Genomic DNA, 13256 nt, shown 5'->3' with positions numbered 1-13256 from the left:
ACCCTAAAAACCTGTGGGAGCGAGCCTGCTCGCGAAGGCGCTGTGTCATTCAACACATTGTTGTCTGACGCAACCGCTTCGCGAGCAGGCTCGCTCCCACATGGGCTATGTGTTGATTGGGGGATCAGGCCACAACGGGCAGGGCGCCCATTTTGCCGTGGCAGTAAACCAGTGGCCCGGCGATCTGTTCGGGAACGATGAGGTTCTTCACGGCGCCGACCATGATCGCGTGGTCGCCCCCTTCATATTCGCGCCACAACTCGCACTCGATCACCGCCGTTGCATTGGCCAGGATCGGGTTGCCCAGCTCGCTCAATGTCCACTCGATGCCTTGCGCCTTGTCCTTGCCTTTACGGGCGAAAGCGTAGGCTTCGGTTTGCTGGCCGCCGGACAAAACATGAATGGCAAAACGTTTGTTCTTGATTAAAACCGGATAGGAGTCGGAGCTGTAGTTGGGGCAGAACAGCACCAACGCCGGCTCCATCGATAACGAGCTGAAGGCGCTGGCGGTCAGGCCGACGATCTGACCGTCGTCGTCCAGCGTGGTGATAACAGTGACGCCGGACGGGAACGAGCCCATGACTTGTTTGTAGATGGCGGCATCGATCATTGGGTGGTCCTCGGGTGTTTTGACTCGGTTTTTATTTGTTTGTAGGTCTGATGGTATACCGTAATACCTTCTTTGCAAGATCTTTTTAGGTGAACCGATAAACGTGCCACTTTCGTGAGAAACGCAATGTTTACGGGGCTTTTGTCTAGCTAAAGGAGGGCGGGTTCAGCGAGGATAGCGGATCAGATAGCGTGCAAATCAGCGGATCAGTCTTGTGCAAAGTGTGGAATACCATAATATGGTTGGCATCTGAGGGGCGGCCAGAGAGTCCCCCCGGTTTGGCTTCATACAACGATAAGAACAGACAAACTCGAGTTCATGCATATGTCCCAGATGTCCCGGCAAGATCCGTTGATCGAGAATCACACGGTCGACTACGTCCCACTCGCGGAACGCCACGGGAAGGCCCGCGACCTTTTCACCCTTTGGTTCAGCACCAACATTGCGCCACTGCCCATCGTCACCGGCGCCATGGTGGTTCAGGTGTTCCATCTCGATTTGTTCTGGGGGCTGCTGGCGATTGCGCTGGGGCACATGATCGGCGGCGTGGTGATTGCGCTGGCCTCGGCGCAAGGTCCGCGCATGGGCATTCCGCAAATGGTCCAGAGTCGCGGTCAGTTCGGCCGTTATGGTGCGCTGCTGATCGTGTTCTTCGCGGCGCTCATCTACATCGGTTTCTTCATTTCCAACATTGTGCTTGCCGGTAAGTCCATTGTCGGCATCGCGCCGTCAGTGCCGGCGCCGCTGAGCATTCTGGTCGGTGCGTTGGCAGCCACAGCGATTGGTGTGATCGGTTACAACTTCATTCACACGCTGAATCGCATCGGCACCTGGGTGATGGGCAGCGCGTTGCTGGCCGGGTTCATCTATATCTTCAGCCATGACTTGCCGACGGACTTCCTCACGCGCGGCAGCTTCAACCTGTCGGGCTGGTTGGCGACGGTGTCGCTCGGGATCATCTGGCAGATCAGCTTCTCGCCGTACGTCTCTGACTATTCGCGCTACTTGCCGGCGGACATCGGCATCGCCAAGCCGTTCTGGGCCACGTATCTCGGGGCGACGCTGGGCACGATTCTGTCGTTCAGCTTCGGCGCCGTTGCGGTGCTGGCGACCCCGGAAGGCACCGAGGCGATGGTCGCGGTCAAGCAGTCGACCGGGTGGTTGGGGCCGATTCTGATGGTGCTGTTTCTGCTCAATATCATCAGCCACAACGCGCTCAATCTGTACGGCGCGGTGCTGTCGATCATCACCTCGATCCAGACGTTTGCCAGTCAATGGACGCCGAGCATCAAAGTGCGCGTGGTGTTGTCGAGCGTGGTGTTGGCGGGTTGCTGTGTGGTGGCGCTTGGAGCTTCGGCGGATTTCATTTCCCAGTTCATCGGGCTGATTCTGGCGCTGTTGCTGGTGCTGGTGCCGTGGGCGTCGATCAACCTGATCGATTTCTACCTGATCAAGCGCGGTTGCTACGACATCGCCTCGATCTTCCAGGCTGACGGTGGCATTTATGGTCGTTTCAATCTGCACGCGATCGTTGCCTACTTCATCGGCATCATCGTGCAGTTGCCGTTCGCCAACACCTCGTTGTATGTCGGGCCTTACGCCAACCTGGTCGATGGTGCGGATCTGTCGTGGCTGGTCGGCCTGGTGGTCACGGTGCCGCTGTATTACTGCCTAGCGACACGTGGCCAGGCTCAACAGAGCAGGGTGGCACAACTGGGCTACACAGACTAAGTCCCCCCGCAGCCAAAACTGTGGCGAGGGGATTTATCCCCGATCGGCTGCGAAGCAGTCGTCAAATCAGCGAATGCGTTTCTCCCCAGGATTGAACGGGGGGGCCGCTTCGCAGCCCATCGGGGATAAATCCCCTCGCTACAAGTGATTCGCGGGATGCTCGCGCATCCGGGTGGTCATTCATATTGGCCACATCGATCCCCTTTTGGCCCATCCCCCACTGTGATCCGTCTACGCTGTCGGCAAGAATCAAAGCCACAACTAGACGCTGGACCTTTTTTACCCCGGCTACCTTTACAGCCGCTGCCGTGTACAGAACATAAAAACCATCGAACTCACGCCGCATTCTGGGGATACAACCATGGTCACGATGAAACGCATTCTGGGTGCCACCGTGTGTGGACTGACGCTGCTGGCCAGCGCCGTCCAGGCCGAGCAACGCGAACTGCGGGTTTATAACTGGGCCGACTACATTCTGCCGGCCGTACCCAAGGACTTCGCAGCAAAAAGCGGCATCAAAGTGACCTGGGACACCTTCGACACCAATGAATCCCTGGAAGCCAAACTGCTCACCGGTAACTCCGGCTATGACCTCGTTGTGCCGTCGAACCAGTTCCTCGACACGCAGATCAAGGCCGGTGTGTTCCAGAAACTCGACAAGTCGAAGCTGCCGAACTGGAGTCACCAGGACCCGGCGCTGTTGAAACTGCTGGACAAGAACGACCCCGGCAACCAGTACGGCGTGCCTTACATGGTCGGCACGGTGCTGATCGGCTTCAACCCGGCCAAGGTCAAGGCTGCCCTGGGCGACAACGCGCCGGTGGACAGTTGGGATCTGGTGTTCAAACCGGAGAACATGGAAAAGCTCAAATCCTGCGGCGTGGCGATGCTTGATTCGCCGTCGGAAATCCTGCCGCTGGCCTTGCATTATCTCGGCCTCGACCCGAACAGTCAGAACCCCGCCGACTATGAAAAAGCCAAGGAGCTGATGCTCAAGGTTCGCCCCTACGTGACCTACTTCAATTCGGCCAAGTACATGACCGACATCGCCAACGGCGACATCTGCGTGGCCATCGGTTACTCCGGCAGTTTCTACCAGTTCGGCAATCGCGCCAAAGAGGCGGGCAACGGCGTGGTGGTCGACTGGCGCTTGCCGAAGGAAGGCGCGCCGATCTGGTTCGACACTTTTGCCATTCCGAAGAGCGCGAAAAACGTCGAAGAGGCCCACGAGTTCCTCAACACCTTGCTTGATCCGAAAGTCATCGCACCGATCAGTGATTTCCTCGGCTACCCGAACGCGAACAAGGATTCGATGGCGCTGATCAACAAAGAGATCACCGACAACCCGAACCTGACGCCAACGCCAGAAGCCCTGAAAACCCTCTACGTGGTCCAGCCGTTGCCGCAAAAACTCGAACGCGTACGCACCCGCGTCTGGACCAGCATCAAGTCCGATAAATAAACCCGCCCTTTGTAGGAGCCGAGCTTGCTCGCGAAAGCGTCGGCACATCCAATATTCATATTTGGTGTGCCGGCCTCTTCGCGAGCAAGCTCGGCTCCTACAGGTTTGAGTTTTGTCCGGGGGCTTTGTTTTTGCTCGTCACCAGACTCAGCAGGACTGAGCCGAGGATGACCCCACCCACCACCGCCAACGACCATTCCACCGGCAGGTGGAACCACGGCATCGCCACCATTTTTCCACCGATGAATACCAGCACAATCGCCAGGCCGTACTTGAGCAAGTGAAAGCGTTCAGCCATGTCCGCCAGCAGGAAGTACAGCGCCCGTAGGCCCATGATCGCGAAGATGTTCGAGGTGAAGATAATGAACGGGTCAGTGGTCACGGCGAAGATCGCCGGGATGCTGTCGACCGCGAACATCAAGTCACTGGCCTCGATCAACACCAACACCAGAAACATCGGCGTCGCCCAGCGTACGCCGTTTTGCAGGATGAAAAACCGCTCGCCATGGAAGCCGCTGGTGATGCGCAAGTGCCCGCGCACCCAACGCAGCAACGGGTTGTTGTCGAGGTCCGGTTGTTGCTCGGCGAACACCAGCATCTTGATTCCGGTGATGACCAGGAACACGCCGAAGGCATACAGCAACCACTCGAACTGCGACACCAGCCACACGCCGGCGAAAATCATCGCCGCGCGCATCACGATCGCCCCGAGTACGCCGTACAGCAGCACCCGTCGCTGCAACTCCGGCGGTACGGCGAAGTAGCCAAAGATCATCACGAAGATGAACATGTTATCGATCGACAGCGATTGCTCGATCAGATAACCGATGAGAAATTCCAGGGTTTTCTGCCGGGCGATGTCGGTGCCGAACGTGCCGTTCAGGTACCACCAGAGCAGGGCGGCGAAACTCAACGCCAACAAGCACCAGGCAATGACCCAGGACAAGGCTTCGCGCACTGACACCCGATGCGCCTTGCGCCCCCCGAACACAAACAGATCCAATGCCAGCATGGCCAGAACGAAGACGATGAAGGCGCCCCACATCCAGGGTTCGCCGATATTGATGACGTGGGCTGACATTGCACGCTCCTGATCTTTTATGGGCTCGGGGTCAGTCGAGCTCATGCTAGCGACGAGTTTGCGTGGAAGAAAAATCGTTTATTTCTGCGGCAGAGTTCGATAAAAACGAAGTGTCGGGCGATCACGCTCCCAATCTTCGTTGTTTAGCCGGTGAGCCCCATGGCACAACCCCTCACTGAGCAGCATCTTCAGCGATGACCACCGACATTTCGTTTTGCAAGTAGTCTCAACGAAAAAACTCCCCCGGTGTTTCGCCAAATTGCTGGCGGAACGCGGCGATAAATGCCGACGTCGAGTCGTACCCGCAGGCCAGTGCCACGTCTGTCACGCGTTCGCCTTTCTCCAGCGGCGTCAGTGCGCCAAGCAGGCGCAAGCGCTGGCGCCAGGCGCGGAAGGTCAGGCCGGTGTCACGCAGGAACAGACGGGTCAGGGTTTTTTCAGTGACGCCGAATTTTTCGCTCCAATGGCTCAACGTGGTCTGTTGTTCCGGATGCTGCTCCAGGCTCTGGTAGATCTGCCGCAAACGCGCGTCCTGGGGCAGCGGCAGCATCAGGTCGATGGCTGGGGCGTCGGCCAGTTGGTCGAGGATCACTTGGGCGAGACGTCCATGTGGGCCACTCTGGTCATATTCCACCGGCACCTGACTGAATGCGCGAATCAGCTCCCTGAGCAAGTCATTCACGCCGAGCACATGACAGTGCCCAACCGCCCAGCCGGCAACGCTGCAATCGATGTACAGGCTGCGCATCTCGGTCTGCGGCGAACTGAACACCCGATGCGGCACACCCGCCGGAATCCACACCGCGCGCTCTGGCGGCGCGACGAAGCGGCCGGCGCTGGTCTGTACTTCCAGCACACCCTGAATCGCGTAGGACAATTGCACCCATGGGTGGCTGTGGCGGCGGGTCAGGGCGCGATTGGGCAGCGATTCGGTGCGTCCGTAGAGCGGGCGCGGCAGGCTGGGCAGCCCGGGAATACTGCGCCGGATGCTTTTGTCGTGTCCTTTAGGCGGCATCTTGTGGCCCTTCGGCGTTAGTCGGTAATTTACAGTCACGTTAGAGTCGTCAGCACGCACTGGCAACCCCCGGATAAAAACACCATGACTCGCCCAAGATTTTTGCCCGACAACTTCACCCTGACGCTGATTGGCGTCGTGCTGCTGGCCAGCTTCCTGCCGGCCAGCGGTCAGGTCGCGGTTGGCTTCGGCTGGCTGACCAACCTGGCGATTGCGCTGCTGTTTTTCCTGCACGGCGCCAAACTTTCCCGTGAATCGATCATTGCCGGCGCCGGCCACTGGCGCCTGCATCTGTTGGTGTTCGGCCTGACGTTTGTCCTTTTCCCGTTACTGGGCCTGGCGCTGAAACCGCTGCTGTCGCCGTTGATCGGCGACAAGTTGTACATGGGCATGCTGTATCTGTGCGCACTTCCAGCCACCGTGCAGTCGGCGATTGCCTTCACTTCTCTGGCTCGGGGCAACATTCCAGCGGCGATTTGCAGCGCGGCCGCATCGAGCCTGTTCGGGATTTTCCTCACGCCATTGCTGGTGACGCTGCTGCTCGACGTCCACGGCGACGGCGGTTCGACCCTTGATGCGATCTTGAAAATCAGCGTGCAGTTGCTACTGCCATTCATTGCCGGGCAGATCGCCCGTCGCTGGATCGGCGCGTGGGTCGGGCGCAATAAAAACTGGCTGAAATTTGTCGATCAGGGCTCGATTCTGCTGGTGGTCTACGGCGCGTTCAGCGAAGCGGTCAACGAAGGCATCTGGCACCAGATTCCGGTCATCGAGCTGTTGGGGTTGGTGGTGGTCTGCTGCATCCTGCTGGCGCTGGTGTTGCTGGCGTCGACGCTGTTGGGCAAAGTGTTCGGTTTCAGTCAGGAAGACCGCATCACCATCCTGTTCTGCGGTTCTAAAAAGAGCCTGGCCACAGGCGTTCCCATGGCGCAGGTATTGTTCGCCGGCAGCACCATCGGCGTGCTGATTCTGCCGCTGATGCTGTTCCACCAGATCCAGTTGATGGTCTGTGCCGTGCTGGCCCAGCGTTACGCAAAGCGCCCGGAATCAGTGCCGGAGTTGATGGCCCAGGTCGACCCATAACCCCATGTAGGAGCTGCCGCAGGCTGCGATCTTTTGATCTTGTCTTTTAAAAACAAAATCAAAAGATCGCAGCCTGCGGCAGCTCCTACAGGGTTCCTGTGTATTTTACGGCGGCGGCTGCGCGCGAGGGCACGTTGAGTGTGCGCAACAGCGACGACACGTGGATGCGTTCCGTGAACGGCGATATGTCCAGTTCGCGGGCGATTTCCTGAAGCCATCGATTAAGCCAGCACAGCCAACATCTCCATGCAGGCAAAACCGCACAGGCGTTGAGCCGGCCAGAGTGCGTCAGGGGCGATAGGTGCTTCAGTTACTGGACTTGAGGGGCAAAGCTGAAATCAGTCTAAAAACCTTGCTCCGTATTCGCGACCTTTTGCTAGGCTCAAAGGTGTAGGCGAAGACGCAGACTGATGCGCAAGCGGATAGCAAGGGAGCGTGGGGCGCGCTCCGAAGGGTACACGGTTAGAAAGATCTCCGCGCTGAGATCCAGCCCTTACGCCGTGTGAAGCAGCTGAGGCCGCCAATTTTTTTCACGTTGGCCCAGTACTGTGGGAAGCCCGATAAACCTTGTAAGCCAGAGACCAGCACTGGCCGCCTACTCGAACAAACAAAGCCCGCTTATGGCGGGCTTTGTCGTTCTTGCAAACTTAGATTTTAGTCAGCGCATGCGCCAGGTCAGCGCGCAGGTCTTCAATGTCCTCAACGCCCACCGACAGACGCACCAGGCCATCACCGATCCCCAGTTTTGCGCGGGTTTCAGGTGGAATGGTCGCGTGGGTCATGATCGCCGGATGCTCGATCAGACTTTCGACACCGCCAAGGCTTTCCGCCAGTGCGAAGATCTTCACGTTCTCAAGGAAGCGCCGCGCGCCGGCCAGATCGCTGTTCAGATCCACGGAAATCATCCCGCCGAAACCCCGCATCTGGCGCTTGGCCAATTCATGTTGCGGGTGCGACTCGAGACCCGGGTAGTAGACGCGTTTTACCTGCGGCTGCTGCTCCAGCCACCGCGCCAGATCCAGTGCGTTGCTGCAATGACGCTCCATGCGCAGCGCCAGGGTTTTCACCCCGCGCAAGGTCAGAAACGCATCGAATGGCCCGGAAATCGCGCCCACGGCGTTTTGCAGGAAACCCAGTTTTTCCGCCAGTTCAGCGTTCTGCCCGACCACGGCAATACCGCCAATTACATCGGAGTGACCGTTCAGGTACTTGGTGGTCGAGTGCAGCACGATGTCGAAACCCAGCTCCAGCGGTCGCTGGATATAGGGGCTGGCAAACGTGTTGTCGGCCACGCTGATGATCCCGCGCGCACGGCAGATACGGGCAATGGCCGCCAGATCGGACAGGCTCAGCAGCGGGTTGGTCGGCGACTCGACAATGACCAGACGCGTGTCGTCCTGCAACGCCGCTTCGAATGCCGACAGGTCAGTCAGATCGACGTAGCTGAAACGATGCCCGGCGCTGCGTTGGCGCACCTTGTCGAACAGGCGGAAGGTGCCGCCGTACAAGTCATTGCCGGAGATGACGTGCGAACCGGCGTCGATCAGTTCCAGCACCGTGGAAATCGTTGCCAGCCCGGAAGCGAACGCAAACGCCTGGGTGCCACCTTCCAGATCCGCCACGCAGCGTTCCAGCGCAAACCGCGTCGGGTTGTGCGAGCGGCCGTAGTCGAAACCCTTATGCACGCCTGGGCTGTCTTGCAGATAAGTGGAGTTGGCATAGATCGGCGGCATCAGTGCGCCGGTGGTCGGATCCGGCGCCTGACCGGCGTGGATCACTCGGGTCGCGAAGCCTTGGGATTTATCGTCGTGCTGACTCATGCGAGGGATCTCCGTAATTGGTTGAGCATGTCGGTGCGGGTGATCAGGCCGTGGAAGCCTGAAGCATCGGCGATGATGGCCACGAGGCCACGACTGAGCACCGCTTCCAGCTCGGCGAGCGCGGCGCCGGGCGCAAGGGTTTGCAGTTTGTCGGTCATCACGCTGGAGACCGATTGGCTGAAGCGTGCGGCGTCTTCGTGCACCGGCAGCAGGATGTCCGATTCGTCGATCACGCCGACCAGTTGCTTGCCCTCAACCAGCACCGGCAATTGCGAAACGTCGGCCAGACGCATGCGCTGAAACGCGGTCAGCAACGTGTCGTCGGGACCGACGCTGATAACTCGGCCATCCTCGAAACGGCGGGCGATCAGATCGCGCAAATCGCCATAGCGTTTGCGCTGCAAAAGCCCCTGATCAGTCATCCACTGGTCGTTGTAGACCTTCGACAGGTAGCGCGTGCCGGTGTCGCAGACGAAACTCACCACGCGTTTCGGTTCGGTCTGTTCGCGGCAATAACGCAGGGCAGCAGCGAGCAAGGTGCCGGTCGACGAGCCGCCGAGAATACCTTCGGCACGCAGCAATTGCCGGGCGTGATCGAAGCTTTCTTCATCGCTGATCGAGTAGGCGTGGCGCACGCTGGTGAGGTCGGTGATCGACGGGATAAAGTCTTCGCCGATGCCTTCGACGGCCCACGAGCCGGGTGTGGTCATCTTGCCGCTGCGGCTGTATTCAGCCATCACCGAACCTACCGGATCGGCCAAAACCATTTCCAGATCCGGTTGCACGCGTTTGAAGAAGCGGCTCAGCCCGGTGAGCGTACCGGCCGAACCGACGCCGACGACGATGGCATCCAGGTCATGCTCGGTCTGCGCCCAGATCTCCGGCGCTGTAGAGCATTCGTGGGCGAGGGGGTTGGCGGGGTTGTTGAATTGATCGGCGAAGAAGGCGCCGGGAATGTCTTTGGCCAAACGTGCCGCGACGTCCTGGTAATACTCGGGGTGACCCTTGCCGACATCGGAGCGGGTGATGTGCACTTCAGCGCCCATGGCCTTCAGGTGCAGGACTTTCTCGGTGGACATTTTGTCCGGTACCACCAGCACGACGCGGTAGCCTTTGGCGCGGCCGACCAGCGCCAGGCCCAGGCCGGTGTTGCCGGCAGTGGCCTCGACAATGGTGCCGCCCGGTTGCAGGCGACCGTCACGCTCAGCCGCGTCGATCATCGCCAGGCCGACGCGATCCTTGATCGAGCCGCCGGGGTTCTGTGATTCAAGCTTGAGAAACAGTGTGCACGGCCCGGTATCAAAGCGAGTGACTTGAACCAGCGGAGTATTGCCGATCAGCCCAAGTACGGCAGGGCGTGATTCCTTAGACATTTCTTCACCTCTTTGTGGTGTTGATCGCGTTCCATTCGCGGGGGAAAAGCTCGCCTGCAACATAGGCGCAGACATCCTCTGTCGCAACCTTTAGTCCGCCGCAAATACAGCCATTTCGATCTAACGATAGAACCGAATCAAAGAGTGTGCGTGGCTGTTTCGAGCGCGTTTATATCGAGGCGCCATTGAGTATTCAAAGGGCGTCTTCATGGCGTCGAACAGCTTGATCTATGAGCGAATATCCTGCAGTGCAATCCGCTCGGTCAGGCACGCGCTGGAATTTTTCCGGCGGCAGACAACGATCATTCGATCATGAGAGAAACTTGTGATGATCAATATTAATATGAGTTTGTCTCACTCGTCGCCGATGCCGACAATGGCGCCATCAACAAGACATTGGAGTTGTTTGTTATGGCACTGGCCCATTCCCTTGGATTTCCGCGCATCGGTCGCGACCGCGAACTGAAGAAAGCGCAAGAGGCGTTCTGGAAAGGAGAACTGAACGAGGCCGGCCTGCGTGACGTCGGTCGCGAACTGCGCAAGGCGCACTGGGACTTGCAGAAGAACGCCGGAATCGAGCTGCTGCCGGTCGGCGACTTCGCCTGGTATGACCAGGTTCTGACCCACTCGCTGATGTTCGGAGTGATCCCTGAGCGTTTTCGTCCGCACGATGGCAAAGCCAGCCTGCAAACCCTGTTCGGCATGGCGCGCGGCGTCAGCGACAGTTGCTGCGGCGGTGCCCACGCACAGGAAATGACCAAGTGGTTCGACACCAACTATCACTACCTGGTCCCTGAGTTCAGCGCCGATCAACAGTTCCAGCTGGGCTGGGATCAGCTCTTCGAAGAAGTCGATGAAGCCCGTGCACTGGGTCACAACGTCAAGCCAGTGATCATTGGTCCACTGACTTATCTGTGGCTGGGCAAGGCCAAAGGCGCCGAGTTCGACAAACTGGAATTGCTCGATCGTTTGCTGCCGCTGTACGGCCAGATTTTCGCGCGCCTTGCTGCCCAAGGCGTGGAGTGGGTGCAGATCGACGAACCAATTCTGGTGCTCGACCTGCCGCAGGAATGGAAAAACGCCTTTGAGCGTGCCTACAACCAGATCCAGCGCGATCCGCTGAAGAAACTGCTCGCCACTTACTTCGGTGGCCTGGAAGAAAACCTCGGCCTGGCGGCGAACCTGCCAGTCGACGGTCTGCACATCGATCTGGTGCGTGCGCCGGAACAATACCCGACCATTCTTGATCGCTTGCCAGCTTATAAAGTGTTGTCGCTGGGTGTGGTCAACGGCCGTAACGTCTGGCGCTGCGATCTGGAGAATGCCTTGGCCACCTTGCAGCACGCTCATGAGCGTTTGGGTGATCGCCTGTGGGTCGCGCCGTCCTGCTCGCTGCTGCACAGCCCGGTGGATCTGGGACGTGAAGATAAACTCGATGCCGAGCTGAAGAGCTGGCTGGCATTCGCTGTGCAAAAGTGCGAAGAAGTGGCTGTTCTGGCGCACGCCGTCAACGAACCGGAAGCGCCCAAAGTGCTCCGCGCATTGACCGAAAGCCGTTCGGTGCAGGCTGCTCGCGCTGCGTCGCCACGTATTCACAAACCCGCCGTTCAGGCGCGTGTTGCCGCGATCACCGCCAACGACAGTCAGCGTCAATCGCCGTTTGCAAAGCGAATCGCCAAGCAGCGCGCCGGGCTGGATCTGCCGCTGTTCCCGACCACGACCATCGGTTCTTTCCCGCAAACCGCGTCGATCCGTCTGGCACGCCAATCGTTCAAGCAAGGCAAGCTGAGCGCCGCCGAATACACCGAGGCGATGCACAGCGAGATCCGCCACGCGGTGGAAATCCAGGAGCGCTTGGGCCTCGACGTGCTGGTGCACGGTGAAGCCGAACGCAACGATATGGTCGAGTACTTCGCCGAGCAACTCGACGGCTACGTGTTCACCCGTTTCGGTTGGGTGCAAAGCTACGGTTCGCGTTGTGTGAAACCGGCAGTGATTTTCGGCGACCTGAGCAGACCGAAAGCCATGACGGTCGAGTGGATCCGCTACGCCCAGGGCCTGACCGACAAGGTCATGAAAGGCATGCTGACCGGTCCGGTGACGATGCTGATGTGGTCGTTCCCGCGTGAAGATGTCAGCCGTGAAGTGCAGGCTCGACAACTGGCGCTGGCAATCCGCGACGAAGTGGTCGATCTGGAAGCCGCCGGCATCAAGATCGTACAGATCGATGAAGCGGCGTTCCGTGAAGGTCTGCCGTTGCGTCAGGCGCAGTGGCAGCATTATCTGGACTGGGCGACCGAAGTGTTCCGTCTGTGCGCCAGCGGTGTGCGTGACGAAACGCAGATCCATACACACATGTGCTACAGCGAGTTCAACGATGTGATCGAGTCCATCGCGGCGATGGATGCCGACGTGATCACCATCGAAACGTCGCGTTCGGACATGGAGTTGCTCGACGCTTTCGAAGCCTTCGCTTACCCGAACGAAATCGGCCCGGGCGTCTACGACATCCACTCGCCGCGCATTCCGGATGCATCGGAAATGGCCAACTTGCTGCGCAAGGCCTCCAAACGCATTCCAGCCGAGCGCCTGTGGGTCAACCCGGACTGCGGCCTGAAAACCCGCGGCTGGCCGGAAACCGAAGCAGCGTTGGTACACATGGTGACCGCTGCACGACAGTTGCGCAAAGAACTGGCTTGAAGCGCTAAACCAGGCTTGCTGGCGATTGCGGTGGGGCAGGCGAGACAAGTGTCGTCAGACACGCAGCCTTCGCGAGCAAGCTCTGCTCCTACAGTGATTGTGTGTACGCCGCCAAGCATTGGGGGAGCCAGTCTGCTGGCGATTGCGGTGGGTCAGGCGAGCAAGCGTCGGCAGACACGCCGCCTTCGCGAGCAAGCTCTGCTCCTACAGTGATTGTGTGTACGCCGCCAAACCCTGTAGGAGCCGAGCTTGCTCGCGAAGGCGTCAGCACGTTCGCAATTTTCCTTGAATGTAATAACCGCATCGCTGGCGAGCCAGCCACACAGTTTTTTGGTTCTGCCCATAAACATTGTGGGAGCCAGCCTGCTGGCGATCGCGGTG

General features: G+C 59.1%; 9 protein-coding genes and 1 pseudogene. 4 read left to right on the top strand and 6 right to left on the bottom strand.

Features of this window, described 5'->3' with window-relative positions; translation table 11 throughout:
- Positions 1 to 124 precede the first annotated feature (124 nt).
- On the bottom strand, positions 125 to 610 hold the full coding sequence (locus JFT81_RS07355; RefSeq protein ID WP_201226747.1) for a flavin reductase family protein: 486 nt from the start codon (positions 608 to 610) through the stop codon (positions 125 to 127).
- A gap of 324 nt (positions 611 to 934) precedes the next feature.
- Between JFT81_RS07355 and JFT81_RS07350 the strand changes: the two genes are divergently transcribed.
- Complete coding sequence (locus JFT81_RS07350; RefSeq protein WP_201226746.1) at positions 935 to 2341, top strand: cytosine permease; 1407 nt, start codon at positions 935 to 937, stop codon at positions 2339 to 2341.
- Between the two features lie 361 nt (positions 2342 to 2702).
- Positions 2703 to 3803, top strand: coding sequence for a polyamine ABC transporter substrate-binding protein (locus tag JFT81_RS07345; protein ID WP_201226745.1), 1101 nt, complete (start codon positions 2703 to 2705; stop codon positions 3801 to 3803).
- A gap of 97 nt (positions 3804 to 3900) precedes the next feature.
- Here the strand turns inward: JFT81_RS07345 and JFT81_RS07340 are convergent, their stop codons facing one another.
- Entirely contained in the window at positions 3901 to 4884 is a 984-nt protein-coding gene (locus tag JFT81_RS07340) for a TerC family protein (RefSeq protein ID WP_201226744.1), read from the bottom strand.
- Positions 4885 to 5110: 226 nt separating this feature from the next.
- Entirely contained in the window at positions 5111 to 5899 is a 789-nt protein-coding gene (locus tag JFT81_RS07335; protein ID WP_201226743.1) for a helix-turn-helix transcriptional regulator, read from the bottom strand.
- A gap of 84 nt (positions 5900 to 5983) precedes the next feature.
- On the opposite strand from JFT81_RS07335, the gene JFT81_RS07330 reads away from it, so the two are divergent.
- Complete coding sequence (locus JFT81_RS07330; RefSeq protein ID WP_201226742.1) at positions 5984 to 6982, top strand: bile acid:sodium symporter family protein; 999 nt, start codon at positions 5984 to 5986, stop codon at positions 6980 to 6982.
- A gap of 85 nt (positions 6983 to 7067) precedes the next feature.
- Here the strand turns inward: JFT81_RS07330 and JFT81_RS07325 are convergent.
- The 3 genes and pseudogenes from JFT81_RS07325 to JFT81_RS07315 form a co-directional block, all read right to left on the bottom strand.
- Positions 7068 to 7193 (bottom strand): annotated as a pseudogene (locus JFT81_RS07325) (LuxR C-terminal-related transcriptional regulator); the annotation flags it as partial.
- 436 nt (positions 7194 to 7629) lie between these two features.
- Positions 7630 to 8802, bottom strand: coding sequence for a cystathionine gamma-synthase (locus JFT81_RS07320; protein WP_201226741.1), 1173 nt, complete (start codon positions 8800 to 8802; stop codon positions 7630 to 7632).
- Positions 8799 to 10175: a cystathionine beta-synthase gene (locus JFT81_RS07315; protein WP_201226740.1), complete on the bottom strand. Its 1377-nt coding sequence runs from the start codon at positions 10173 to 10175 to the stop codon at positions 8799 to 8801. The genes JFT81_RS07320 and JFT81_RS07315 overlap by 4 nt, the downstream gene beginning before the upstream one ends.
- Before the next feature lie 411 nt (positions 10176 to 10586).
- Here JFT81_RS07315 and metE point away from each other — a divergent pair, with 411 nt between their 5' ends.
- Positions 10587 to 12875, top strand: a complete 2289-nt coding sequence (gene metE / locus JFT81_RS07310; RefSeq protein ID WP_201226739.1) for a 5-methyltetrahydropteroyltriglutamate--homocysteine S-methyltransferase — start codon at positions 10587 to 10589, stop codon at positions 12873 to 12875.
- Positions 12876 to 13256 lie beyond the last annotated feature (381 nt).

Origin of the sequence: Pseudomonas sp. TH43 (assembly GCF_016650635.1) — a bacterium.
In the GTDB taxonomy this organism is placed as follows: Bacteria; Pseudomonadota; Gammaproteobacteria; order Pseudomonadales; family Pseudomonadaceae; genus Aquipseudomonas.
This window is presented reverse-complemented; position numbering and strand designations above follow the sequence as displayed.